The 25,177-nt window shown below is 64.7% G+C and carries 19 protein-coding genes; 9 read left to right on the top strand and 10 right to left on the bottom strand.

What is annotated here, in order from left to right; genetic code table 11:
* The 9 genes from epsC to K9B33_RS09435 form a co-directional block, all read right to left on the bottom strand.
* Window positions 1-1,005 (bottom strand): serine O-acetyltransferase EpsC, encoded by a 1,005-nt coding sequence (gene epsC, locus K9B33_RS09475; protein WP_390902461.1) that lies wholly within the window; start codon window positions 1,003-1,005, stop codon window positions 1-3.
* 92 nt (window positions 1,006-1,097) lie between these two features.
* Window positions 1,098-2,429 carry an ATP-binding protein gene (locus tag K9B33_RS09470; protein WP_224548336.1) on the bottom strand — a complete coding sequence of 444 codons (1,332 nt, stop codon included), beginning with the start codon at window positions 2,427-2,429 and terminating at the stop codon, window positions 1,098-1,100.
* On the bottom strand, window positions 2,426-3,136 hold the full coding sequence (locus K9B33_RS09465) for a response regulator (protein ID WP_224548335.1): 711 nt from the start codon (window positions 3,134-3,136) through the stop codon (window positions 2,426-2,428). Before K9B33_RS09465 ends, K9B33_RS09470 begins: the two co-directional genes overlap by 4 nt.
* Window positions 3,137-3,325: 189 nt before the next feature.
* Window positions 3,326-4,183 (bottom strand): TorF family putative porin, encoded by an 858-nt coding sequence (locus tag K9B33_RS09460; protein WP_224548334.1) that lies wholly within the window; start codon window positions 4,181-4,183, stop codon window positions 3,326-3,328.
* A gap of 294 nt (window positions 4,184-4,477) precedes the next feature.
* Window positions 4,478-5,974 carry a SulP family inorganic anion transporter gene (locus tag K9B33_RS09455; protein ID WP_224548333.1) on the bottom strand — a complete coding sequence of 499 codons (1,497 nt, stop codon included), beginning with the start codon at window positions 5,972-5,974 and terminating at the stop codon, window positions 4,478-4,480.
* Window positions 5,975-5,977: 3 nt separating this feature from the next.
* The gene (locus tag K9B33_RS09450) at window positions 5,978-6,676 is read right to left on the bottom strand and encodes a carbonic anhydrase (RefSeq protein WP_224548332.1); all 699 of its coding nucleotides are present in this window, start codon (window positions 6,674-6,676) and stop codon (window positions 5,978-5,980) included.
* Between the two features lie 179 nt (window positions 6,677-6,855).
* On the bottom strand, window positions 6,856-7,566 hold the full coding sequence (locus tag K9B33_RS09445; RefSeq protein WP_224548331.1) for a response regulator: 711 nt from the start codon (window positions 7,564-7,566) through the stop codon (window positions 6,856-6,858).
* Window positions 7,563-8,015, bottom strand: a complete 453-nt coding sequence (locus K9B33_RS09440; RefSeq protein WP_224548330.1) for a hypothetical protein — start codon at window positions 8,013-8,015, stop codon at window positions 7,563-7,565. Before K9B33_RS09440 ends, K9B33_RS09445 begins: the two co-directional genes overlap by 4 nt.
* 135 nt (window positions 8,016-8,150) lie before the next feature.
* A complete protein-coding gene (locus K9B33_RS09435; RefSeq protein ID WP_224548328.1) occupies window positions 8,151-8,681 on the bottom strand; it encodes a hypothetical protein in 531 nt (176 codons plus the stop codon).
* 213 nt (window positions 8,682-8,894) lie between these two features.
* Between K9B33_RS09435 and K9B33_RS09430 the strand changes: the two genes are divergently transcribed.
* The gene (locus K9B33_RS09430) at window positions 8,895-9,863 is read left to right on the top strand and encodes a magnesium and cobalt transport protein CorA (protein ID WP_224548327.1); all 969 of its coding nucleotides are present in this window, start codon (window positions 8,895-8,897) and stop codon (window positions 9,861-9,863) included.
* On the opposite strand, the gene K9B33_RS09425 is transcribed toward K9B33_RS09430, so the two are convergent.
* A complete protein-coding gene (locus tag K9B33_RS09425) occupies window positions 9,850-10,896 on the bottom strand; it encodes a LacI family DNA-binding transcriptional regulator (protein ID WP_224548325.1) in 1,047 nt (348 codons plus the stop codon). The two genes, K9B33_RS09430 and K9B33_RS09425, sit on opposite strands and share 14 nt — an antisense overlap.
* Window positions 10,897-11,155: 259 nt before the next feature.
* Here K9B33_RS09425 and K9B33_RS09420 point away from each other — a divergent pair, with 259 nt between their 5' ends.
* The 8 genes from K9B33_RS09420 to K9B33_RS09385 all read left to right on the top strand — a co-directional run bounded on the left by K9B33_RS09420 (window position 11,156) and on the right by K9B33_RS09385 (window position 24,812).
* Entirely contained in the window at window positions 11,156-13,531 is a 2,376-nt protein-coding gene (locus K9B33_RS09420; RefSeq protein WP_224548323.1) for a TonB-dependent receptor, read from the top strand.
* Window positions 13,532-13,594: 63 nt separating this feature from the next.
* Window positions 13,595-15,310: an arylsulfatase gene (locus K9B33_RS09415; RefSeq protein ID WP_224548322.1), complete on the top strand. Its 1,716-nt coding sequence runs from the start codon at window positions 13,595-13,597 to the stop codon at window positions 15,308-15,310.
* A gap of 71 nt (window positions 15,311-15,381) precedes the next feature.
* Window positions 15,382-17,016, top strand: coding sequence for a glycoside hydrolase family 3 protein (locus tag K9B33_RS09410; RefSeq protein ID WP_224548321.1), 1,635 nt, complete (start codon window positions 15,382-15,384; stop codon window positions 17,014-17,016).
* On the top strand, window positions 17,010-18,938 hold the full coding sequence (locus K9B33_RS09405) for a glycoside hydrolase family 3 protein (protein ID WP_224548320.1): 1,929 nt from the start codon (window positions 17,010-17,012) through the stop codon (window positions 18,936-18,938). The genes K9B33_RS09410 and K9B33_RS09405 overlap by 7 nt, the downstream gene beginning before the upstream one ends.
* A gap of 8 nt (window positions 18,939-18,946) precedes the next feature.
* Window positions 18,947-19,879 carry a formylglycine-generating enzyme family protein gene (locus tag K9B33_RS09400; protein ID WP_224548522.1) on the top strand — a complete coding sequence of 311 codons (933 nt, stop codon included), beginning with the start codon at window positions 18,947-18,949 and terminating at the stop codon, window positions 19,877-19,879.
* Entirely contained in the window at window positions 19,876-21,519 is a 1,644-nt protein-coding gene (locus K9B33_RS09395) for a sulfatase (protein ID WP_224548319.1), read from the top strand. Before K9B33_RS09400 ends, K9B33_RS09395 begins: the two co-directional genes overlap by 4 nt.
* Before the next feature lie 35 nt (window positions 21,520-21,554).
* Window positions 21,555-22,811: an MFS transporter gene (locus K9B33_RS09390; RefSeq protein WP_224548318.1), complete on the top strand. Its 1,257-nt coding sequence runs from the start codon at window positions 21,555-21,557 to the stop codon at window positions 22,809-22,811.
* A gap of 48 nt (window positions 22,812-22,859) precedes the next feature.
* Window positions 22,860-24,812, top strand: coding sequence for a sulfatase-like hydrolase/transferase (locus K9B33_RS09385; RefSeq protein WP_224548317.1), 1,953 nt, complete (start codon window positions 22,860-22,862; stop codon window positions 24,810-24,812).
* Window positions 24,813-25,177 lie beyond the last annotated feature (365 nt).

Raw genomic sequence — 25,177 nt, 5'->3', positions numbered from 1 at the left:
CTAGATATTCTCGCCCACCCCGTCCGTGCTTTCCAGCATGGCGTGGACGCGGTGCGGGGCGGAGACTTCGACCCGGCTGGTCACCTCATAGTGCGCCTTGGCCTGGCGCACATGGCTGTCGGCCGGCACGCTGTCGGTCAGCCAGACATTGCCGCCGATGACGGAACGGCTGCCGACGATGATCCGGCCCAGGATCGTCGCCCCGGCATAGACGACCACATCATCCTCGATGATCGGATGGCGCGGCAACGCCTTTTCCAGCGCGCCCTTCCCGTCCGCCGGAAAGCTGCGCGCACCCAGCGTCACGCCCTGATAGAGGCGCACCCGATCGCCCACGATCGCGGTTTCGCCGATCACGACGCCGGTGCCGTGATCGATGAAGAAGGACTGGCCGATGGTCGCGCCGGGATGGATGTCGATCCCGGTCTTGCCATGGGCGATTTCCGACATGATGCGCGCCACCAGCGGCGCGCCCAGTCGATGCAGGCGATGCGCCAGCCGATGATGGATGATCGCCAGCATGGACGGATAGCAGATCAGCACCTCGTCCACGCTGCGCGCGGCGGGATCGCCCAGGAAGGCGGCATCGACATCGGTGTCGAGCAGCACGCGCAGCGTCGGGAGGCTCTGGGCGAAGGCCGCGATGATGCGCGCTGCTTCGCGATCGACCGCTTCCGCCGGCTCGTCCTTCAGCGCGTAGATGAGTTCGAGCCGGATCTGGCCGTAGAGGCGGCTGAGCACCGTCTGCAGCGTTTCGGCCACATAGGCGTCCTCATTATGCAGACGCACGAAGCTCGGGCCGAGGCGCAGGGGGAACAGCGCGCCGCATAGCGACTGCATGATCCTGGTGAGATTATCGCGCGACGGGAAGCCTTCGGCGCCATATTCGGCATGATGCTGCTGCGCCTGCCGCCACCGGCTGCGCGCGGCGCCCAGTTCCGCCGTCAGCGCCGCAATGTCCCAATAGCCTTCGACGATCCGATCATCGTCCTGTCCGTCTGCCATCATATCCGCCTCATGCGCCTGTTGCCGCGGGCATAGCGTGGTCGCGGGCGCAGCGATAAACGAGTTTTGCTTGGGGTCGGACAGATTCTCTTTTAGCTGCGCGCCAATGACCTGGGCAGGTGCAGGCAGATTTCGGCGCGCAGGCCGCCTTCGGGCCGGTTGGCAAGCGTCAGTTGTCCACCTTCGGCCCGTACCGCCTTTTCGACGATGGCGAGGCCCAGGCCGAGGCCGCGGGTATTGCGCTGGCGCGCATCGTCGAGCCGGGCGAAAGGCCGCAGCACCTCCTCCAGTCGTTCGCGCGGGATGCCGGGACCGTCATCATCGACTCGGATCAATATCTCGGTCCCGACCCGCTCCAGCGAAACGCGGGCGCGTTCGCCATAGTGGAGCGCATTCTCGATCAGATTGCGCACCGCCCGGCGCAGCGACAGGGCGCGCACCGCCATTTCCAGATGATCCGGTCCTTCATAGGCCACATCGTCGCCATGGTCCTGAAAGGCATCGACGATGGTGGCGATGGTGACCGCGACATCGGTGCGCACGGGCGGCTCAGGGTCTTTCTCGCCACCCAGGAATGCAAGCAGCGATTCCAGCATCGCCCCCATTTCCTCCAGGTCGCCGGCCATCGCCTGCTGGATGTCACCGTCCTTCACCCCCTCCAGCCGCAACTGCAGTCGGGCGAGCGGGGTGCGCAGGTCGTGCCCGACCGCCGCCAGCGTCTCGGTTCGTTCGTTGATGAGACGGTGGAGACGCGACTGCATCATGTTGAACGCCGCGATCAGGTTGCGCACGTCGCTGGTCCCGGCTTCAGGCACCATCACCGCGGCGCCCAGACCGATACGGTGGGTCGCATGGGTCAGGTCGCGCAGCGGGGCGAGCGTCCTGCGGATCAGCAGCCAGCCGGCGATCAGCAACGCCAGCACCGGGATCAGCGCCAGTCCCAGCCGACCGAGGGTAAAGGCCCATTTGCTGCCGCCATGATGCATGCCGAAATAGAGCCAACTGCCGTCCGGCAATTGCAGGCCGCCATTGATTTCCGAATGACGGCTGGGCGAGGCGAGCCGCAGCCAGAGGCGCGACCGCTCCAGGCTGGGTTCCCAGGCAATGATCTGCTGGCGCATCCGTTCCAGTTCGGGCGACAAGGGCGGCGGCGGCGGCGCGGCGGGCGACCAATGGACGTCGTAGCGATCGGTCGTCAGTTGCAGGCCGAGCGCGGGGCGTTCCGCAGGCGGCTGCTCGGTCAACAGCTTGCGCGCGATGACCAGATGTTCGGCGAGCCGCCGCGCTTCGTCATCCTGAAGCGACATCTGGCTGGTGCGCTCGTAGATGAGCGTGCCAACCGCAAATTCCAGCATGACCGTCAACAGCAGGATCGCGAAAAGGCGGCCGAGCAGCCCCAGCGATCCCCTGACATGGCGTCTCAAGCGCGGCTGACCTCTGCGTTGAACATATAGCCCACGCCGCGGACAGTGGTGATCGGCGCGCCCTTGTCGGCTGTGGACAATTTACGACGCAGGCGGCTGACGAGGACGTCGATGCTGCGATCGCTGCTGTCACCCATGCGGGTGCGCGACAGTTCGATCAGCCGCTCGCGCGCGATGACGCGCTGCGGATGGCTGAGGAAGGAGCCGAGCAGGTCGAATTCCGCCCCGGTCAGCTCGACGATCGCGCCGGTGGGAGAACGCAGCTCGCGCCGGGGGAAGTTCACGCTCCAGCCATCGAAATGGGCTTCGCTCTCGCGATGCTCGTCCGGGCCGCGCTCCACGCCGACGCGGCGCAGGATGGCGCGGATGCGCGCGATCAGTTCGCGCGTCCCGAAGGGCTTGGGGAGATAATCGTCGGCGCCCAGTTCCAGCCCGACGATGCGATCGGTTTCGCTGCCCTTGGCGCTGATGAAGATGATGGGGACGTCGCTCTTGCGCCGGATCTGGCGGCACAGGTCGATGCCGTTGGTGCCGGGCAGCATGACGTCGAGCACGACCAGATCGACCGGGCCAGCGTCGAACGCCACCCACATTTCGGGACCGGAAGAGGCCGGCCGCACCTGATAGCCATGCTCCTGCAGCGCGCGCGCGGTCAGGGTGCGCAGCGGCGGATCGTCTTCGACGAGGATGATCGAAGGGGCGGTCATGAAGGCGTCAGCGCACAAAATGTCATGGTCGGGAAATAGGGGTCGCCGGATCGGCGGTCAACCGCGCGGGCGGCGGGAAAGGCCGAAACGCAACTGCAGCAACAATTTGTCACAGCAGGGAAAAGTCCCGGCCCCGCCCGGAGCCAGGGGCCGGTGCCGGGCCTGGCGAACCAGGCCCGGCGATATGGATCAGAAGGCGGCCGAGATCGAGAACAGGACCTGGCTGCGCACGATCGACTTGCCGGCATTGTCGGCGTCGGCGACCGACAGGTTCGGGCGCAGATAATTTTCCTCGACCCGGGCAATGTCGGTGTCGACATAGGCGATGCCCAGCGTCAGCGGCGTGCCGGGAATGGCGACGTCCGCACCCACCAGCCAGTCGAGATATTTGCCGGTCGGCGCGACCGACGTGCCGTTCGGGCCAAGGCCGCTATTGCCCTTCGACCAGCCCAGATGCGCCTTCAGCGTCACCGGGGTGTTGGGAACCGCGCCGCTGACGTCGCTCCAGATGTAGAAATTGTCGTTCTTCTTGCCGGGGCGGTCGGGGATGCCGGTCGCATAGCTGGCGGCGTCGTTATACCATTTGCCCAGCGCCTGCTGCTTGGGCGCATAGGCGACGCCGAGCAGTCCCTTGACCGGGCCGAGCTGGCTCGACAGCTTGACATAGGGTTCGGCGAAATCGGTTTCGTCCGCACCCGACGGATACATATACCAGGTCAGGCCGACGTCCAGCGTCGTCGTCTCGTTGAGCGGGATGGCATAGCCGGCGAACAGGTCCAGTTCGATGCCGGCGCCACCGAAGGTGCCCCAGCCTGCCAGGTTCGATGCCCAGGTGCCGACATAGGCGCCGCTTTCATGGGTAGCGGTGATGCCGCCCTGGACAGCCATGGCCTTGTCGCTCTGCGACACGCCGCGGAAGCGATAATCGGAGATCAATCCGACGCTGCCGGTGACGGTGACGGGGCTGGCGGGTTCTTCCTGCGCGAAAGCCGGCACGCTGGACAGGAGCGCGAGGGCGGCACAAGCGATTTGATACTTCATGAACATTCCCCTTAACGTTGGAATGTTCCGTCCTGCATCCGCTCTGGCCCAAAGATCTGTTGTTGATCGTCTTCGATACCGGCGGATGATCTTGGACTATGCGTTGGCGACGACCAGGCAAACCGCTTTTCTCGCACCTGCGAAAGGATCAACCATGCTGTGATATGCGGGGCACGGTTCTTTGCTAAAATGGCAATATATGTTGCCAACATGTTTCCATACCGCAACGAGACAAAGAAATGCCGCCGTGCCCTAGGGGGAGGCACGGCGGCTCAAAACGTCGCCCTGTGTTGAGGGGGGTCAGGCGACGAGTTGACGCATACGTCCGGTGGCGCCGAACAGTTCGACCGGCGCCCCTCCGCCCCGGCGGCGATCGACCCATTCGCGCAGCATTTCCGCGCAGGTATGATCGATATGGCCGAGGCGTTCGACGTTGAGGATGACCAGACCGGCGGTCGGCAGCGATTCGAGCTTGGCCGACAGCTTGGGCAGGCTGAGGAAGGTGGCCGTGCCGCGCAGCGCCACTTCATGCGCTTCGCCGCGGCTTTCCTCTTCCATGTTCAGCCGCAGCCGCGTCGCGTGGGGCAGCAGTTCGAGCAGCGACAGGCCGATGCCCACCAGCACGCCGGTCAGCAGGTCGGTCGCCACCACGCAGATCAGCGTCGCCGCCCAGACGATCGCGGGCAGCGGACCGTAGAGGTGGAACAGATGCTTCACATGCGCGACGCTCACCAGGCGAACACCGGTGATGACCAGGATGCCGGCCAGCGCGGCCATGGGGATTTCGCGTAGCAGCCAGGGCAGCAGCGCGACGAAGCCCAGGATCCAGATGCCGTGCAGGATGGCCGACAGGCGGGTCTTGGCGCCGGCCTGCACATTGGCCGAACTGCGGACGATGACGCCGGTCATCGGCAGCGCGCCGGCAAAGCCGCACAGCAGGTTGCCGACGCCCTGGGCACTGAGTTCGCGGTTGTAGTTGGTGCGCACGCCGTCATGCATCCGGTCGACCGCGGCGGCCGACAGCAGGGTTTCGGCGCTGGCGATGAAGGCGATGGCGATGGCGGTGGTGATCACCGTGGGGTTCATCAATTGCGCCAGCAGCCCCTGTTCCGGCAGACTGATCGCCGCGACGATCGATTCCGGCACGGTCACGCGCGCCACCGGCAGGCCCAGAATGAAGGCGACCAGCGTCGCCGCAACCACGCCGACCAGCGCGCCGGGCACCAGCTTCATCGAAGCCGGCCGGAACTTTTCCCAGCCCAGCATACTGAAGATGGTGATGAGGCCTACGGCGAACGCCGTGACGGTGTCGCCCGTCGTGAGGCCCAGAATCTGACCCGGCATGGCGATCAAATTATGCAGGCCGCTGGACAATGGCTTGTCGTCGAAGAGCACATGGAACTGACCGACCACGATCAGCACCCCGATCCCGGCGAGCATACCATGCACGACCGCAGGCGATATGGCCCGGAACCAGCCGCCGACCCGCAGCAGGCCGGCAACGATCTGGATCGCGCCCGCCAGAATGAGGATGGGACCAAGGGCGGACAGCCCTTGTTCGCGGACGATTTCGAAGACGATGACGGCCAGACCGGCAGCCGGTCCGCTGACCTGCAAGGGCGAACCCGCCAGCAGGCCGACGACCAGGCCGCCGATGATGCCGGTGATCAGACCCTTTTCCGGCGGCACGCCGGATGCGATGGCGATGCCCATGCAAAGCGGCATCGCCACCAGGAAGACGACGATCGACGCCGTAAAATCGCGGCTGAGATTGCCGCCGGAAAGAGCCTTCAACATGATTTACTCCGCCGCTTGGGCGTATTGGCCATCGCCGGCGAGGCGACGGGCGTGGGGAAGGGCGACGGGGAGCGGCTGCCCCTCGCGCAGCGGCGAGAAGCGCCCGGTTTCACCATCCAGTCCCAGCACCTGACCGGCATGAATATCGACATACCAGCCATGCAGCGCGATCTCGCCGCGAGCGATGCCAGAGGCGACCGACGGATGGGTGCGCAGGTGCGCGAGCTGCACGACGACATTTTCCAGCGCCATGTTGCGCAGCTTGTCCGCGTCGCTCAGGTCGGTGGGATAATTTTCGCGGCACACTTTCTGCGCGGCATGCGAATGGCGCAGCCAGGCGGCGACGTTGGGCATCGATTCCAGATTGGCATCGGTGGCCAGCGCCTTCATCGCGCCGCAATCGCTATGGCCGCAGACGATGACGTCGCGCACGCCCAGCACCATGATCGCATATTCGACCGTTGCGGTGACGCCGCCCAACTGGCTGGCATGGGGGGGGACGATATTGCCGGCGTTGCGGCAGACGAACAGGTCGCCGGGCGCAGCCTGCATGATCTGTTCGGGGACGATGCGCGAATCGGCGCAGGAAATCATCAGCGCCTTGGGGCTTTGGCCATGGCTGGCCAGCTGGTTATAGAGCGCGCTTTCGTTCGGGAAAACCTTGGTTTCGAAACTGAATACGCGGCCGAGTAGCTCGTTCATGGAGTCTATCCTCTTCTCACTATGGTGCCGGTCAGGGGACGGACCGGCTTGAGGAGGAGGATAAGGATACGGTTTTGCTGCGGCGCAGCGGGTTTGTTAAAAACTATGTCTGCGCAGCGGGCCGTGCGATTGCCGCGCCGAACCGCGAAAATCCGCGGCTCGGCGCAGGAACCGGCGCGTCAGCGCCGGTCGACCACGGCGCTGAACATATAGCCCACGCCACGAACCGTCACGATCGGCGCAGGCCGTCCGCCCGCGCCCAGCTTGCGGCGCAACCGGCTGACCAGCACGTCGATGCTGCGATCCGACGACGGCGCATCGCGCACTCCCGCCAGTTCCATCAGGCGCGCGCGCGCAATCACCGTCTGGCTATGGTCGAGGAACACCGACAGCAACGCGAATTCGGCCGCGGTCAGTTCGACCAGACCGCCCTGGGGATCGGTGACTTCGCGCCGGGCGAAGTCGACGACCCAGCCATCGAAAATGGCTTCCGTCTGGCGGCGCAAGCCCAGCGCGCGCTCGCCCCGGCCACGCCGCAGCACCGCGCGCAACCGGGCGGCGAGTTCGCGCGCCGAATAGGGCTTGGCCATATAGTCGTCCGCGCCCAGTTCCAGCCCGACCACCCGGTCGACCTCCGAACTGTTCGATCCGACCAGGATGATGGGCACGTCGCTGCGTTCGCGCACGTCGCGGCAAAGGTCGAGCCCATCCGGCCCGCGCAGCGCCGCGTCCAGCACGACGGCGCCAACCGGCGTGCTGGTGAGGGCGCTGAAAATATCGGTCGCCGACGCCGCCGGCAGAGCGCGGAACCCGCTCTGCTCCAGATATTCGCGGACCTTGTGCCGCAAATCCTGGTGCGTTTCGGCGATCAGTATCAGCGGTGGACTCATCCCCCCTGAACGGCGCCCGGCACGGTCAGCGCGCGCACGCCGTCCAGTTCGCCGACCAGCACGGCGCGATCCTGCTGCGCGACCGCGACGGCTTCCGCCGTGCGGGCCTGGGCGTAGCGGGCGACCTGCGCATCGATCTGGCTGCGCGCGGCGGTGCAGGTGCCGGCATAGCTGCCCGACAGCGGAGTGAAGCGATGGATCGCCTTGCCGAAGGCGGGGACGGCGCGGCCCTGCGCGGCGACGGCGCGATTGACGGTGACGTCGGCCTGCCAGCGGCAGACGGGCACGGCGCCGCGATTGGCGAAGCGCGGTTCGACTTCTCGCAGGCTGATCGCCGGCTGGGCATGATAGCTGGCGGTATAGGCCTGGGCGCCGTGGCTGATCTCGGCGCTGTGGATGGGGCTGGCGGCGGACAGGGCCGCCACGCCCGATGCGAGAATAAGGAACATGGGTTTCTCCTTTGCGACTTGGCGATCTGCAACATCTTGGCCGTGCAGCCGCGGACGGGAGAAAGATTAGGGCTGGCGAGTGTCTCCGTAATTTGCCGGACGTAACAAATCATTGCTGGCGCAATTATCGGCGCTTTACTGCGCAGCCATCAGCACCGGCGCACGCGGCGCAATCGTCACGCCGCGAACATGCGCGATCAGCGCGGACAGCCACAGCGCATCGCCGGCCGCGCGATGCCGCGTCGCCCCCTGCCCGTCGGCAAAGGCCACGGCGGCGCCCACCCGCGCCTCGTCGGCGCCCTGCTCGTCGAACAGGGTCACGACATGCTGGATCGTGAAGGGCGTCGGCGCGCCCGCTGCGGCAGCCAGCGTATCGAGCCAATATTGATCGATCAGGCTGTCGGCGACCACCCGTCGGCCCTGCGTCGCGGCGACCAGTTCGGCGAGCACGACCGTTACGGGCAATCCCTCCCGCTCGATCCGGTCGCGGCTCAGGCCATGCAGCGCTTCCGCTTCGGGGGTCCAATCCCAGCCCGCCCAACTGTCGTGCGGACGAATCAGCCAGCTGCGCGAGACATCGCCATCCGCTATGCCCACTTCGATCGGGAAGGACCGTCCGTGGCGTGGCAGGCAGGACGCCTCGAAATCGATAGTCGTGATGTGCAAGGCACAGCTCCAAATTTTCGTGCGGCCTGCCCCCTCCAAGCCTATGCCGCACGCTCTTCTATGCGCCCCTTTCGGCCTGAACTATGTCATGGCGAAGTCAATCGCCACCCCCTTCAGCAAAAATCATATGGACTGAAGCAGGGATGCGGCGAAAGGCGCGACGAAGGCTGCATTGTCTGCTAGCGAACGGAAACCAAAGGGAAACATAGCGCCATGACCGTCGTCGCCGCCTATCTCTATCGCAACGGCCAGCGGGTCCGCCCGGTGGCGATCGACGAGCGGGTCGAGTGTGCGCCCGACAAGTCGGAATTCATCTGGATCGGCGTGGCAGAACCCACCGTGGAAGAGATGGAGACGCTGGCCCGCACGCATGGCCTGCATCCGCTGGCGGTGGAGGATGCGATCAAGGCGAACCAGTTGCCCAAGGTGGATATTTATGGCGATCAACTGTTCGTCGTCGCGCGCACCGCCCATGTCGAGGGCGACGCCATCTGCTATGGCGAAACCGCGCTGTTCGTCGGCCCCAGCCATATCATCTCCGTCCGCCACGGATCGGCCCGCGCCCATGTGGCGCTGCGCGAGGAACTGGAGGCGGTGCCCTCCCGCCTGGCTCAGGGGGTGGACTATGTGCTGCACGCCATCCTCGACTTCATCGTCGATGGCTATCTGCCGATCATAGAGGGGATTGAGGAGGAGGTGCTGGAAATGGAGCAGCAGATGATCGACCATTTCCTGCGCCGGGAAGACATCACCCGCATCTTCAGCCTCCGCCGCCAGCTCATCCGCTTCCAGCGCATCCTGCTGCCGATGCAGGAGGTCGCGACCAAATTCGTGAAGATGGACCTGCCCAGCATCGATCCGGACGCCCGCCCCTATTTCAGCGACGTGCGCGACCATGTCCGCCGGGTACAGACCATGGTCGACGACCTGCGCGAGATTCTGAACAGCGTCTTCGAATCGAGCAATCTGCTGGAACAGCAGCGTACCGGCGACATCACCCGGCAACTGGCCGCCTGGGCCGCGATCCTGGCGGTGCCGACCGCAATCGCCGGCATTTACGGCATGAATTTCGAACATATGCCCGAACTCAAGACGCGTTACGGATATTTCGTGGTTCTGGGCGTGATCGGCGTGGTGTGCGCCTTGCTCTACAACCGTTTCAAGAAACTCAAATGGTTGTGACGGGCGCCGCGGACTCCCGCACCACCAGCTCATGCGCCAGATAATCGTTGACGCGCACGGCGGCGTCCCCGCCCCGCGCCAGCGCAACGGCCAGGGTGGCGGCCTGCGCTGAAATCTGCTTGCCCGGATGCTTGACGGTGGTGAGCGATGGCCAGATCTTCACTGCGATCGGGGTATCGTCGAATCCCGCCACCGACAGGTCGCGCGGCACGTCCAGCCCGCGGCGGTGCGCCAGCGAGACGATCGCAGCCGCCATGTCGTCATTGCTGGCGAAGATAGCGGTCGGCCGGTCGGGCATATCCAGCAGCATCGCGCCCGCCACCAGTCCCGATTCGAAGCTCATGTCGCCGCTGACGATCAGGTCGGGACGGATGGGCAGCCCCGCATCGCGCAGCGCCGCCTGATAGCCCTCGCACCGGGTGCGGTGGATCAGGTGGCCGGCGCCGCCGCGGATGAAGCCGATGGCCCGATGCCCCAGGCCGATCAGATAGGCGGTCATGTCCCGTGCCGCGCCGAAATCGTCGATCCGCACGCAATGATCGCCGGGCAGGTCGCCGCCGGGCGACATCGCCACCACCGGCACCGGAAAGTCGCGCGTCAGGCCGTGGCGATTGGCGACCTCGCAATAGGGCGGGACGATCAGGATCGCATGGGCGCCATTTTCCACCAGCCCCTGCATCTGCTGTGCGATCTCCTTGGGATCGCCGCTTTCCAGCGGGCGCAGCAACAGTTGCGCGCCCAGCCGACTGGTCGCGTCCAGCGCGCCGACCAGAATGGAACTGAGAAAGGCATTTTCGATATTGCGATAGAGTAGCCCGATCCGGGTCGCACTGGCGCTGGCGAGCGAGCGCGCCGCCATATTGGGAATATAGTTGAGTTCCCGCACCGCCGCCATCACCACCTCGCGCGTGCTGTCGCGCACCCGCGGACTGTTGTTGAGCACGTTGGACACGGTCATTGCCGACACGCCGGCCCGCTCCGCCACGGTCTGAATGGTGATGGCCTGGCTGGCGCGGCGACCCGAACGAGCCATGCGGAAACTCCTTGCAAACGGATGGGCACTGGCGCGCCACGCCCATATTTAACGCTATATTCCGGGCGGTTGCAAATGCCCGATCGATCCCCTGTGACACAAAATCCGCATGATCGCCAAAAAATGTAGCGCTAAAATTTCGATATTGACTTCGCCGCCATAGGAGAAGATTTAGCGCTACAACCGAGCGGCCAACCGCTGGTGGGTTTCATTTTGCACGACCGCGCGTCGATACAGGCGCCGGACAAGGGGAGGATATATGCGCTTTTCCAAGACCATGACGATGCGCCGCGCTGCGGTGTCCGCATTCAGCCTGGGCGTTGCCCTGACCGCCTCTGCCGCGATGGCGCAGGACGCCGCGCCGCAGGCGCCGCAGGACGGCACCGACATCGTCGTCACCGCGCAGAAGCGCGCCGAGCGCCTGCAGGACGTGCCGCTGGCCGTGACGGCCGTGGGCGCCGACACGCTCGCCAACCGCCAGATCAACGACAGCAGCTCGCTGGTGCAGGCCGTGCCCTCGCTGACCTTCCAGCAGGGCGCCAATCCAACCAACAGCAGCTTCCGCATTCGCGGCATCGGCACCGCCCTGTTCGGGCAGGGCGTCGAATCGTCCGTATCCACCGTGGTCGACGGCGTCGTCGCCGTGCGCCAAGCCCAGGGCTTCACTGACCTCGCCGATATCGAGCGGGTCGAAGTGCTGCGCGGCCCGCAGGGCACGCTGTTCGGCAAGAACGCGACTGCTGGCGTGATCAACGTCACGACCGCTCGCCCCTCGCGCGATTTCGAGGGCAAGGGCGAGGTGACCATCGCCGAACATGACGAATATCGCGTCCGTGGCACCGTGTCCGGCCCGATCAGCGACACGCTGCGCGCCCGCGTCACCGGCTTCTACAATGATGTGCGCGGCGTCGCCCGCAACATCGCCACCGGCGGCTGGAACAATGGTTCGAAGAGTTGGGGCGTGCGCGGCAAGCTGGAATGGGATGCGACCGACAATCTGAACCTGTTGTTCGCGGCCGAATATCGCAAGACCAATGCGGACTGCTGCGCCTCGAACTGGATCGCGATTACCAATCCGAACCTTCAGGCGCTGCTCGGACCGGTCAAGGCGACTCGGGAAAACCGGACGATCAACGACGAAACCGTCTCATACGCCGACAGCAAGCAGCAGACCTATTCGCTCCAGGCGGACTGGGATCTGGGCAACGCCACCATCACGTCGGTCACTGCCTACCAGAAATATTATCTGGATACGAACCAGCCGATCGAGCGCATCAACAGCGACGTACCGCTGTTCGTCGGCGCCAACGCCACCTATTCCTATTTCAGCCGGAACCATGGCATTGTCGACCTGTCGGCGTTCAGCCAGGAACTGCGCATCGCCAATAACGGCAATAGCGACCTGAATTATGTCGCCGGCGTCTTCTACATGCATTCGGATATCGAGCGGCCGTTCGATCGCCGTCGCGCCCGCTGCACCGCCGGCACCTTTGGGCAACCCTGCGCCCCAGCCAACATCGTGTGGCAGTCGGCCAAGAGCGACATCCGCCTGAAACAGGACAGCATCGCCGCCTTCGGTCAGGTCGATTATCGCATCACTGGCGGCCTGAAGGCGATCGCTGGCCTGCGCGTACAGCATGAAAGCGGCACCAACAGCGGCACCCGCACCGCCCCGATCGTGGCGGGCGACGTGATCTTCCCCGGCAATGCCTCCACCAGCGGGTCGATCAGCGCCAGCGACACCGCCGTCACCGGCAAGGCGGGCCTGCAATATGAATTCAGCCGCAACGCGCAACTCTATGGCAGCTATACCCGCGGCTATAAGGGGCTGGGTTATGAGATGGAAATCTCCGCCAACCTCGCCGACCAGCGCGTGCTGGAGCCGGAACATGTCAACGCTTATGAAATCGGCTTCAAGGGCCGCACCGCCGATGGCGTGCTGAGCGTCAGCACCGCTCTGTTCCTGGCCGACTACAGCAATTTGCAGGTGCAGGCGAACCGCTCCGACATCGCGTCGGGCGTGGTCCAGTTCGTGTCCACCAACGCCGGCAAGTCGCGCACCAAGGGCTTCGAGATCGAAGCAACCGTGCGTCCCGACGATCATTTCAGCCTGACCGGCGCCGTCACCTATTCGGATGCGAAGATCGACATTGATGGCCTGAACTGCCCGCAGCAGATCGCCGCCACCGCACCGATCATGTCGGGTTCGCCGACCAACATCTGCTACCGCACGGCGGCCGGCGTCACCCCGATCCAGAATCTGCGCGGCGCCACCCTGCCGGTCAGCCCCAGGTGGAAGATCAGCATCGCCCCGCGTTATGAAGCGCAGATTCCGGGCACCGACTATGCAGGCTTCGCGCAGGTGGGCGTCAACTTCCAGAGCAAGATGAACTTCTCGGTCGAGCAGGATCCGCTGCTGGAGCAGCCGGCCTATGCGCTGGTCGACGCCAGCATCGGCGTGAAGCAGATTGACGGTCGCTACAGCCTGACCCTGTTCGTCAAGAATCTGTTCGACGAAAACTATCTGACCAGCATCGGTCATACCTCCTTCCTGGGCGGCAATTATGATCTGGTCGGCACCTTCAACAAAGATGCGGACCGCTATTTCGGCGCCACGCTCGGCGTGAAGTTCTGATCGGTCGGGCGCGGCGGTTTCCTGCCGCCGCGCCTCCTCTTCTCTCGGTACGGAGCAGGACGAATGGGCAAGCGCATCCTGATGGCGGCAACCATGCTGACGGCGGCGATCGGCCTGTCAGGGGCGAGCGCTGCGTCAAAGCAGGTCGAGCCGATCGCCGCTGCCAAGCCCAATATCGTCCTGATTGTCCTCGACGATGTCGGCTTTTCCGACCTCGGTGCCTTTGGCTCCGAAATCCGCACCCCCAATATCGATGCGCTGGCCGCCAGCGGACTGCGCTACAACCGGTTCGATAGCAAAGCGGTCTGCACGCCGACCCGCGCGGCGCTGCTGACCGGCCGCAATCCCCAGACGGTGCGGATGGCGGACCTGCCGACGGATAAACGCACCGATGATATGAGCCGCGACCGCGGCGAAGTGGCTACCAATGCCCAGATGCTGCCGCAGGCGCTGAAAGCCGCAGGATATCGCACCTATGGCGTTGGCAAATGGCATCTTGGCCCCACATATGAGGATGGCAAGCCAGGCAACAATGCCTCTTGGCCGCTCCAGCGCGGCTTCGACCGTTTCTACGGCTTCTACAGTGGCTGGACCGATCAATATCATCCCGACCTGATCGACGGGAACAAGGCACTGCCCAGGCCCGACAAGCCGGGCTATCATTTCTCCGCCGACATGGCCGACCATGCCATCGCCGATATTGACGATGCGGCCGGCAAGCCCTTCTTCCTCTATTTCGCCATGGGCGCCGGCCATGCCCCATTGCAGGCCCCCCGCGCCTATATCGACCGCTATCGCGAGACATATGCCAAGGGCTGGGACGCACTGCGTGCCGAACGCTTCGCCCGGATGCAGAAGCTGGGCATCATTCCCGCCCATGCCGTCAACACCGTCCGCGCCGCTGGCGATCGCGCCTGGGATCAACTCAGCGCCGACGAGCAGGCCGTCTTCGCCCGCTATATGGCGACCTATGCCGGTTTCCTGGAGCATGCCGACGCGCAGATCGGTCGCGTCGTCCAGCGGCTCAAGGATAGCGGCCAATATGACAACAGCATCATCCTGCTGATCTCCGACAATGGCGCTGCGTCCGAAGCGGGGCAGGAAGGCAGCTTCGAAAAGATGTACCGCCCCAACAAGCTGAGCTTCGCCGAGCAGCGGGCACGCATCGACGATATCGGCACCGACAAGCTGCAACCCGAATATCCCCGCCCCTGGGCCTGGGCCGGTGGCACGCCGTTTCGTCGGTACAAGGTGTGGCCCTATGCTGGCGGCGTCCGCACGCCGCTGATCGTCTCCTGGCCGGCGGTCATCCGGGACAAGGGCGCCGTGCGCAGCCAGATGGTCGACCCGATCGACCTTGCGCCCACCTTGCTGGACGCCGCCGGCACGGGCTTTGCCCGGACCGTGGATGGCGTGGCGCAGATACCCGTCGCCGGCCGCTCGATCCGCGCCACCTTCCGCAATCCCACGGCCGCCACGCGGTCGGTGCAATATTTCGAACTGCGCGGCCAGCGCGCCATCACATCGGGCCATTGGCGCGCGGTCGCGATGCATCAATATGGCACCGACTTTGCCAAGGACCGGTGGGAATTGTTCGACCTGTCGAAAGATTTTTCCGAAAGCACGGATCTTGCCGCCAGCAACCCCGCCAAGCTGACGGAGATGAAGGCGCTCTGGTGGCGGGAAGCGCGCAAGTACAGCACGCCGCCGCTCGCCGAACCACCCGAAATCTTCGCCAAGCGCGCCCGCTACGACGATGCCTTCACCGATCCGAAATGAGCCCTGTCATCCCTACTTTGTCTTCCCCCCTTTCATCCAGTGCCGGTCCTCTCGCCCTCTCCCCGGAGGACATGGCCTGGGTGGAAAATACCCGCGACGCCATGAGCGTCGAGGCGCAGATCGCGCAACTGTTCGTCCTGTCCGCGCGCCATGACAGCATCGTCGAAACCAACGGGCTGCTCGCCCATGCGCCGGGTGGCATCCACCGTTTCCCGGCCCATGATCTGGACGCCGCCTGGGCCGCGACGCGCCATGCGGTCGAGCGGTCCGAAGTACCCCTGATCCTGTCCGGCGATATCGAGGGGGGCACGGTCAGCGCGCCCTTCACCACCGCCATCCCCAACCAGATGGGCATCGCCGCCTGCGACGATCTGGAACTGAGCGCCGATCTTGCCCGCATCGTCGGGCAGGAGAGCCGGGCGCTGGGCTATAACTGGTCCTTCACCCCGGTGGTCGACATCAACCGCGCCTTTCGCAACGCGGTAGTCGGTACCCGCTCCTACGGCTCCGACCCCGACCGCATCCTGGCCCAGGCCCGCGCCTATGTCCGCGCGCTACAGGCGCAGGGCGTGGCGGCATGCGCCAAGCATTGGCCGGGCGACGGGCTGGACGATCGCGACCAGCATCTCGTCACCAGTGTCAACGACATGGACATGGACGAATGGCGCGCGACCTTCGGCCGCATCTTCGGCACTTTGGTCGATGATGGCGTGATGACGATCATGTCGGCGCATATCGCCCTGCCCGCCTATATCCGCGAGAAGATGTCGCATGCGGGCGCGCAGGCGTTCGAACCCGCCTCCGTATCCCGCCTGCTGAACCAGGATCTGCTGCGTGACGAACTGGGCTTTGACGGCCTGATCGTGTCCGACGCGACCGTCATGGGCGGCCTCACCAGCTGGATGGCCCGCGCCGAAGCCGTCCCCGCCGTGATCGAAGGCGGCTGCGACGTCTTCCTCTTCAGCCGCGATCCGGTCGCCGATATGGGCTTCATGCTACAGGGCCTGCGCGACGGCCGTCTGTCGGAACAGCGCCTCCACGACGCCGTCACCCGCTTCCTGTCGCTGAAGGCGAAACTGGGGCTGCATCGCATGACCGCTGACGAGCGGATCGCGCCGGTCGAAGAAACCCGCACCCTGCTGCGCCAGCCCGCCCATCTGGATCAGGCCGCGCACGCCTGCGCCGCGAGCATCACGCTGGTCAAGGATCGCGATAGACTGCTCCCGATCGCGTCGGACCGGCACAAGCGCGTGGTCATCATCTCGGACGAAGGCGCCAGCTTCTTCTCCGGCGCGCCCGAACGCGATTTCACACCTTTGATCGCAGGTCTGGAAGAGCGAGGTTTCACTGTCCGCCATTTCGACCCCGAAGCGATGCCGACGCCCGAGGATACCGACCTCATCCTCTATCTGATCGGGCAGGAAGCCACGCCCTCGCTCAGCCACATCTTCCTCGACTTCGCCAAGCTGCACGCCAGCCCGCGCAACGGTATGATCCAGTTCAACCGCGAAATCCCGACCCTGCTCGTCTCCTTCGGCCAGCCCTATTATCTGTATGACGCACCGAATTTCGCGACCTATATCAACGCCTATGCCTCGCTGCCCCATGTTCAGGCGGCGCTGGTGGAACGGCTGACGGGTGACGCGCCCTTCACCGGCAACAGCCCGGTCGACGCCTTTTGCGGGAGGGAACAATTGTCATGGTGATGCGCAGGTTCATGGCGGCATCGCTGCTGGTGGTGGCGCTGGGCGGCGCAGGCGCGCCGTCCTCTTCGGGATGGCGCGACCTCAACCATAATGGCCGGCTCGACCGCTATGAGGATATTCGCGCGCCCATCGACACACGGGTCGATGATCTGCTGAAGCAGATGACGCTGGCGGAAAAGGCCGGCATGCTGTTGCACGGCACGCTGCCCACGCCGGGTTCCTCGATCGGTTTCGCCGGTAAGACCTATGATGCCGACGCCACCGCCAAGCTGCTGAACGATCGCCATATCAACAGCTTCATCACCCGCCTCGTCGTCGCGCCGTCGGACCTCGCCGCGCAGAATAACGCCGTGCAGAAACTGGCGGAGGCCAGCCGCCTCGGCATCCCCGCCACGATCAGCACTGACCCGCGCCACCATTTTCAGGCGACGCTTGGCGCCAGCACCACCGGCGGCGGCTTCTCGCTCTGGCCCGATACGCTGGGCTTCGCCGCGCTGGGCGACGCCAAAACCGTCCGCCGCTTCGGCGACATAGCCCGGCAGGAATATCGCGCCGTCGGCATCCATATGGCGCTCTCGCCACAAGCCGATCTTGCCACCGAACCGCGCTGGCCGCGCTTCGCCGCCACCTTCGGATCCGATCCGGCCGAAGTCTCCCGCCTTGCCGGTGCCTATGTCGACGGCTTCCAGCATGGCCGGGCTGGGGTTCAGCCCGACGGCGTCGCCACCGTGGTCAAGCATTGGGTCGGCTATGGCGCAGAACCGGAAGGCTTTGACGGCCACAATCATTATGGCCGCAACGCAAAATTGACCGACGCCGCCTTCGCCCAGCATATCCGCGCCTTCGACGACAGCCTGGCCGCCCATAGCGCCGGGGTCATGCCCACCTATGTCATCGTCCAAGGCCCCAAGATCGCCGGCCAGCCGATCGAACCGGTCGCCGCCGGCTTCAACAAGCAGATGCTGACTGGCCTGCTGCGCGGCGAGAAAGGCTATCGTGGGCTGATCGTGTCCGACTGGTCGATCACCAATGACTGCCCGCAGGCCTGCATGGCGCCCGACGCCGCCAGTCCGCAGACGCCGGCGTCGATCGGCACCCCCTGGGGCATGGAAACGGCCGACAAGACGACCCGCTTCGCCAAGGGGCTGAACGCGGGCATCGACCAGTTCGGCGGCGCGAATGATCCCGCCCCGATCCTGGACGCTGTCGCCAAGAGCCTCGTCAGCGAAAAGCGCATCGACGACTCCGTCCGCCGCGTGCTGCGCCTGAAATTCGAACAGGGCCTGTTCGACAATCCCTATGTCGATGAAGCCGGCGCCGCCCGGATCGTCGGCAACCCGCAGGCACAGGCCGAAGCGGACGCCGTCCAGCGCGCCAGTCAGGTGCTGCTGCGTAACGACAAGGCTACCCTGCCGGTTGCGCCGGGCAAACGTATCTGGCTGCACAATGTCGATGCCGCTGCTGCGCGCGCCGCCGGCTTCACCGTGGTCGAAGACCCGGCGCAGGCGGACATCGCGCTGGTCCGCACAGCCACCCCGTTCGAAACGCTGCACCCGCATCATTTCTTCGGCGCGCGCCAGCATGAAGGGCGGCTGGACTTCCGGGCCGACGACAAGGATGTGCAGGCGATCGCCCGCGCCGCCGCCCATATCCCCACCATCGTCGCGGTGGAGATGGACCGCCCCGCCATCCTGACCGCGATCGAGCCGATGGCAAAGGCCATGCTGGTCACCTTCGGCGCCAGCGATGCCGCGGTGCTGGACGTGGTCACCGGTCGCGCCGTGGCGAAGGGACATATGCCCTTCTCGCTCCCCCGCTCCATGGCCGATGTCGAGGCGCAAAACCCCGACCTGCCCGATGATGGCCCCGCCCCCGCCTATCCGCGCGGCGCCGGCATCGTCCTCAAGGCGTCCGCCCAGTGACGGACGGAATGATCCACCTGCCCGGCGGCGCCTTCCTGATGGGGTCGGACCGTTTCTACCCGGAGGAAGCGCCCGTGCGCCGGGTGCAGGTGGACGGCTTCCGGATCGACGAAACCCCCGTCACCAATCGCGACTTCGCGCGCTTCGTGGACGCGACCGGCCATGTCACGCTGGCCGAGATCGCACCCGACCCGAAAGACTATCCCGGCATGGACCCGGCCATGGCGCAGGCGGGCTCCTTGCTGTTCCAGCGCACCGGCGGCCCCGTGTCGCTCGACGATTACAGCCAGTGGTGGCAGTTCAGCTTCGGCACCGACTGGCGCCATCCCCATGGCCCGGACAGCCGGATCGAGGGGCTGGAGGATCACCCCGTCGTCCATGTCGCCTATGAAGATGCGGAAGCCTATGCGAAATGGGCGGGCAAGGCGCTGCCGACTGAGGCGGAATGGGAATATGCCGCCCGCGGCGGCCTGGACGGTGCGGAATTTGCCTGGGGCGACGCACTGGCGCCCGATGGCAAGATGATGGCCAATTACTGGCAGGGCGCCTTCCCCTATGGCAACACGCTGGAGGACGGTTACGAACGGACATCTCCGGTGCGCACCTATCCCGCCAACGGCCATGGCCTGTACGACATGATCGGCAATGTCTGGGAATGGACGACCGACTGGTTCGCCCAGCCCCGGATCGAGCGCAAGGCCAAGGGCAGCTGCTGCGTCCCCGCCAACCCGCGCGGCGGCACGAAGCGCGAGAGCCTCGACCCCGCCACGCCCGGCATCGCCATTCCGCGTAAGGTATTGAAGGGCGGATCGCATCTCTGTGCGCCCAATTATTGCCAGCGCTACCGCCCCGCTGCCCGCCATGCGCAGGCGGTGGACAGCGCGACCAGCCATATCGGCTTTCGCTGCATCATCCGGGACAAGAAGGGAATCCGTTCATGACCACTGCCCGTCGCGCGCTGCGCGCCGCCGCGATCGCCGCCTGCACCCTGATGGGTCCGGGCGCCTTCGCCAAGCCGGTGAACGCGCCGCAGCCCAAGCCCACCAACATGATCTTCGTGCTGGTGGACGATCTGCGTTACGACGCGATGGGCTTCCTCACGCCGGGCCTCCAGACCCCCAATATCGACCGGCTGGCGAAGGACGGCGTCTATTTCCCCAATGCCGTCGTCACCTCCTCGCTCTGCTCGCCCAGCCGCGCCACCATCCTGACCGGCCAGACCGCGCGCAACCATGGCGTGGTGGACAATAATAACAGTTCGGAGGAAGGGCTGACCTTCTTCCCCCAATATCTGCAACAGGCCGGCTATCAGACCGGCTTCTTCGGCAAATGGCATATGGGCTTCGACACCGACGCCCCCCGCCCCGGCTTCGACAAATGGGTCAGCTTCAAGGGCCAAGGCACCTATTTCCCGACCGAACAGCTCAGCCCCGAAAAGGTCGCGGCTGGTGATCGACAGATGCTCAACGTCGATGGCAGCCATGTAAAGCGCACCGGCTATATCACCGACGAACTGACCGATTATGCGATGAACTGGCTGGAAAAAGGACGGGACAAGTCCAAGCCCTTCTTCCTCTATTTGAGCCACAAGGCGGTCCATAGCGACCCGCTGCCGCCCGACCGGTACAAGGCGCAATATAGCGACCTCAAGATCACCCTGCCCGCCAGCATGGCCGACACGTTGGAAAATAATGCAGGCAAGCCGCTCTGGGTCCGGAACCAGCGCAACAGCTGGCACGGCGCGGATTTCCCCTATCATACCAACAACCCCATGACGGAGCAGGTCCGCGATTATTATCGCACCCTGTCCCCCGTGGATGAGAGCCTGGGTCGCATCCTGGCTTACCTCAAGAAGAACCATCTCGACAAGAATACGATGGTGGTCTTCTATTCCGACAACGGCTTCCTGATCGGGGAACATGGGCTGATCGACAAGCGCAACGCCTATGAACCCTCCGTCCGCGTGCCGATGATCGTCTGGGCGCCCGGCATGGTGCCAAAGGGGGTGACCAACCCCGCCGTCGTGCGCAATCTCGACCTCGCACCCACCTTCCTCGACATCGCCCATGTGGCGAAACCCGCGCAGATGGAGGGCAAGAGCTTCCTGCCCGTGGCCGAGGGCAAGATTGACGAAAAGACCTGGAACCCCGGCGATTTCGTCTATGAATATTATTGGGAATGGAGCTTCCCGCAGACGCCCACCACCTTCGCGATCGAGCGCGACCGGGTGAAATATATCCAATATCATGGCGTCTGGGAGCTGGAGGAACTGTACGACCTCAAGAGCGATCCTGACGAGATGCACAATCTGATCGAGGACCCCAAATGGCTGGATACCAAGATCACTTTGCGCAAGGCGTTGTTCGACCAGTTGGCCAACAATAGGGGCGCGCATGTCGTCCCCTACACCCGCAAGACCAGTTCGGGTCTCGTGAACCGCAATATCGATGGCCCGCACGCCGCCGATTTCCCCGCCGACTGGTATGTGCAGCCCAACCTGCCGACCAAGATGAACGACCTGTTCGCCGACAGCCCGGCCAAGGCGAAGGCGGACGCCGAAGGCAAGACCTACCACCCCTGATTATGGGCCAATGGCCCTTCTGAAAGTTCGCGTCGATGACCGCATCCCCTTCGCCGGAAACCACCCGCCCCGCCGTGTCGCTGGGCTTCGTCGCCATCTATGTGCTGGCGCAGTTCGGCATCTGGGTCGCGTTGCTGACGCCGGTGGTGATGACGCTGGCGCTGCGCGTCGGCGAGATTGCGAGCGAGGCGGAAAAGGGCCGCTGGCTGGGCATCATCCTGGCGATCGGCGGCTTCGTCGCGCTGGTGGCCACACCGATCTGCGGCGCTCTGTCGGATCGGACGCGCAGCCGCCTCGGCCGCCGCCGGCCATGGCTGCTGGGCGGCCTTGTCGTCGCAGGCGCGGGCCTGCTGCTGCTCGGCCTCGCGCCCAATCTGCTGTTGCTGGGCCTGGGCTGGATCATCTGTCAGGCCGGCTTCAACGCGATGCAGGCAGGCTGCCTGCCGATCCTGCCCGACATCATCCCCGTCCGCTGGCAGGGGCGTGTTGCCGGCATGCTGGGCATGACATCGACCATGGGCACTTTCGCAGGCAGCTGGATCACCCAATATACGCAGGGGTCATCGCTGCTGATGTTCCTCGCCCCCTTCGCGATCACGATCGTCAGCATCACCATTCTCTGCCTGATCCTGCCCGATCGCCCGGCCGCCAGTAGCGATGACCGCCGCCTCGGCCCCATCGCGATGCTGCGCGCGATCGGCGCGCCGTTCCGCGACTGGGACTTTAGCTGGGCGTTCGGCAGCCGCTTCCTCATCATGATGGCCTGGTCGTTCCTCTTGACCTACCAGCTCTTCTTCCTGACCGACCAGCTTTCGCTGCCCAAGTCCGACGCGACGCAGGTAATGGTGAAGTCGATGGCGATCATCGCGACTGCCACGATCGGCATATCCCTGATCGGCGGCTTCATCACCGACTGGACGGGCCGCCGCAAACCGCTCGTCTTCCTCGCCGCGGCGCTGGAGGGCGCCGGTTTCCTGACGATCGCCCTCGCTCCGTCCGTGTCGCAATTCCTGGTCGGCATCGCCATGGCCGGCATCGGCAAGGGCCTTTACTTCGCGGTCGACCTCGCCCTGCTCGCCGCCATCCTGCCCCGGCCGGAGGACAGCGCCAAGGATATGGGCGTGTTCCAGATCGCCAACAGCCTGCCCCAGTCGCTCGCCCCGGCCATTGCGCCAATCATCCTGGTGATCGGCAGCACCAGCGGAAAGGATTATGCCGCCATCTATCTGACCGGCATGATCTTCGCTCTGCTGGGCGCGTTCGCCATCTGCCCGGTGCGGCGATCGAGGTGATCGCCAGAAGCAAAATGAGAATGACGTCTCACTATAAAGGATAAGAGGATGACCCATAGCCGCCGCGACGCCATCAAGCTGGGCGCCATCGGCCTCGGCGCCGCCGCTGCGCCGCTCGCCGCCGTACCGGGCAGCGCGCGCCTGCCCAATATCCTCTGGCTCGTCAGCGAAGATAACAATCCCTATATCGGCGCCTATGGCGATAAGGTGGCGCATACCCCGCATATCGACAGCCTCGCAAAGAAGGGCATTCTGTACCGCAACAGCTATTCCGACGCGCCGGTTTGCGCGCCGTCCCGCTTTGCGATCCTGACCGGCATCAACCCGGAAAGCTGTTCACCCGCGCAGCATATGCGCGCCGACGCCAAACTGCCCAGCCAGTTCAAAACCTATCCCGAACTCATGCGGCAGGCGGGCTATTATTGCATCAACAACCCCAAGACCGACTATAATTGCGACGTCGACCCGAAGGCCATCTGGGACGTGCAGGGGATCGATGGACATTGGCGCAACGCGCCCAAGGACAAGCCCTTCCTATGCGTCTTCAACACCGGCACCAGCCATGAACAGCATGTCTGCCAACGCGATGCCGGGCGCGTAAAGCCCGAGAATGTGCGCATACCGGCATTTCTGCCCGACACGGAAACCACGCGCCGGGATTATGCCGAATATTACAACATCATGGAAAATATGGACGGAGAGATCGGCAACTGGCTCTCGCAACTGAAAAATGACGGCCTGGATGAAGATACCATCGTCTTCTATTATGGCGATAATGGCGGCGTCCTGCCGCGCTCCAAGCGCTATTGCTATGAGGAAGGCCTGCGCGTCCCCCTCATCGTCTATATACCGCCCAAATGGCAGCACCTCGCCCCTGCCCGGCCGGGCAGCGTGATCGATGCCCCCGTCACCCTGATCGATCTGCCCGCGACATTGCTGTCCATCGCCGGTATCGCGCAGCCCGCACAAATGACGGGAACGGCGCTTGCCGGCCACAGGATCGGCGCGCCGAAACCCTACGCTTTCGGCTTCCGCGACCGGATGGACGAGCGCTATGACCTCGTCCGCACCGTCACCGACGGTCGCTGGCGCTATATTCGCAACTATATGCCGCATCGCGCGCTGGGCCAGCATGTCGGCTTCGAATGGGACGTACAGGCAGGCTATCGCGAGTGGAACGCCTTGCACCTCGCCGGCAAGCTGACGGACGAGCAGGATCGCTTCTTCCAGCCGAAGGCGTTTGAAGAACTGTACGACTTGCAGGCCGACCCGGATGAAGTGAATAATCTCATCGATCACCCTGCCGGCCTGACCGCCGCCAGGCGCCTGCGCACCGCGCTCGATCGGCATATGCTGGCCATCAACGACAATGGCTTCCTGCCGGAAGGCGCCAAGGGCGAAGGCTATTTCGAAAGCCGTGACCGCAGCATCTATCCGTTAAAGAGGCTGATGCTGGTCGCGGCGGCGGCGGCGCGGCGCGATCCCCGCAATCTGAAGCGCTTTGCGACATTGCTCGACAGCCCGGTCGTAGCGGTCAGGACATGGGCGGCGCGGGGCCTGCTGATCCTGGGCGAAGACGCGCGTCCCGCCAAAGACGCGCTGGCGCGGGTGGTCGCGTCCGACCCCGCCGATCCCGTGCGCATCGTCGCGGCCGAAGCATTGGTCGGACTGGGAGAGCCGGTCGAAGCGGTGGCCTTGCTCGCCCGACTGGCCGACGAGGACAATATGCTTCCGATCCGGATTCAGGCCTATGACGCCCTGTCGAACATCGGTCGCGCCGCCATCCCGGCGCTCCCGGTCATCCGCAAAGCAGCCAACGCGCAATTACGCCGCTTCATCGACCCCGAATATCCCAAGCGGATGGCGATGTATCTGGTCGCCACATTGGAGGGTTCCTACGATCCGACGCAAGAAGGCTTGTCACCGCAAGCATGCCAAAACGCCACCAAAAGCCCCAACATGTTCATGGGACCACCCCCCAGCGCGGCATGGGAGTCCTAATCCAAGATGCATTGATGGGAAGCTATAGCTTGTTCCCCGGCGAAGGCCGGGGAACCCACCCATGAGTCTACATTATATTGTAGTATAAGGGCCGATCGCCATTCGGCCCTTAGCGATGTTGGCCGTCACCCGCGCAGCGCATCTGGCGTTTTTTCCACCCTGGAGGGGACGCTGACCGAGGAGAATGGTGCGCCCGACGGGGCTTCCTAAGTTCTGCGTTTTCATAGACTTACATAGGCGAACCCGCCCTCTCCTACTCACGGTTTTCTGCGGCGTTCAAAGAGCGATGGCGAACCTGCAAATAGGACGCTCGATCGCCACGCCCCCTTGCCCCCCGCTAAATTTATCCAATCCAATTGGATCGC

This window comes from Sphingobium sp. 3R8, from assembly GCF_020166615.1.
Lineage (GTDB): Bacteria > Pseudomonadota > Alphaproteobacteria > Sphingomonadales > Sphingomonadaceae > Sphingobium > Sphingobium bisphenolicum.
The sequence above is the reverse complement of the archived record's forward strand: the minus strand, read 5'-3'. Positions and strand labels throughout refer to the sequence as shown.

What these genes read in the sequence shown, in the direction of transcription:
- epsC (WP_390902461.1), bottom strand. Translation starts at nt 1,005, where the DNA reads ATGGCAGACGGACAGGACGATGATCGGATCGTCGAAGGCTATTGGGAC.
- K9B33_RS09465 (WP_224548335.1), bottom strand. Translation starts at nt 3,136, where the DNA reads ATGACCGCCCCTTCGATCATCCTCGTCGAAGACGATCCGCCGCTGCGC.
- K9B33_RS09460 (WP_224548334.1), bottom strand. Translation starts at nt 4,183, where the DNA reads ATGTTCATGAAGTATCAAATCGCTTGTGCCGCCCTCGCGCTCCTGTCC.
- K9B33_RS09455 (WP_224548333.1), bottom strand. Translation starts at nt 5,974, where the DNA reads ATGTTGAAGGCTCTTTCCGGCGGCAATCTCAGCCGCGATTTTACGGCG.
- K9B33_RS09450 (WP_224548332.1), bottom strand. Translation starts at nt 6,676, where the DNA reads ATGAACGAGCTACTCGGCCGCGTATTCAGTTTCGAAACCAAGGTTTTC.
- K9B33_RS09445 (WP_224548331.1), bottom strand. Translation starts at nt 7,566, where the DNA reads ATGAGTCCACCGCTGATACTGATCGCCGAAACGCACCAGGATTTGCGG.
- K9B33_RS09440 (WP_224548330.1), bottom strand. Translation starts at nt 8,015, where the DNA reads ATGTTCCTTATTCTCGCATCGGGCGTGGCGGCCCTGTCCGCCGCCAGC.
- K9B33_RS09430 (WP_224548327.1), top strand. Translation starts at nt 8,895, where the DNA reads ATGACCGTCGTCGCCGCCTATCTCTATCGCAACGGCCAGCGGGTCCGC.
- K9B33_RS09425 (WP_224548325.1), bottom strand. Translation starts at nt 10,896, where the DNA reads ATGGCTCGTTCGGGTCGCCGCGCCAGCCAGGCCATCACCATTCAGACC.
- K9B33_RS09420 (WP_224548323.1), top strand. Translation starts at nt 11,156, where the DNA reads ATGCGCTTTTCCAAGACCATGACGATGCGCCGCGCTGCGGTGTCCGCA.
- K9B33_RS09415 (WP_224548322.1), top strand. Translation starts at nt 13,595, where the DNA reads ATGGGCAAGCGCATCCTGATGGCGGCAACCATGCTGACGGCGGCGATC.
- K9B33_RS09410 (WP_224548321.1), top strand. Translation starts at nt 15,382, where the DNA reads ATGGCCTGGGTGGAAAATACCCGCGACGCCATGAGCGTCGAGGCGCAG.
- K9B33_RS09405 (WP_224548320.1), top strand. Translation starts at nt 17,010, where the DNA reads ATGGTGATGCGCAGGTTCATGGCGGCATCGCTGCTGGTGGTGGCGCTG.
- K9B33_RS09400 (WP_224548522.1), top strand. Translation starts at nt 18,947, where the DNA reads ATGATCCACCTGCCCGGCGGCGCCTTCCTGATGGGGTCGGACCGTTTC.
- K9B33_RS09395 (WP_224548319.1), top strand. Translation starts at nt 19,876, where the DNA reads ATGACCACTGCCCGTCGCGCGCTGCGCGCCGCCGCGATCGCCGCCTGC.
- K9B33_RS09390 (WP_224548318.1), top strand. Translation starts at nt 21,555, where the DNA reads ATGACCGCATCCCCTTCGCCGGAAACCACCCGCCCCGCCGTGTCGCTG.
- K9B33_RS09385 (WP_224548317.1), top strand. Translation starts at nt 22,860, where the DNA reads ATGACCCATAGCCGCCGCGACGCCATCAAGCTGGGCGCCATCGGCCTC.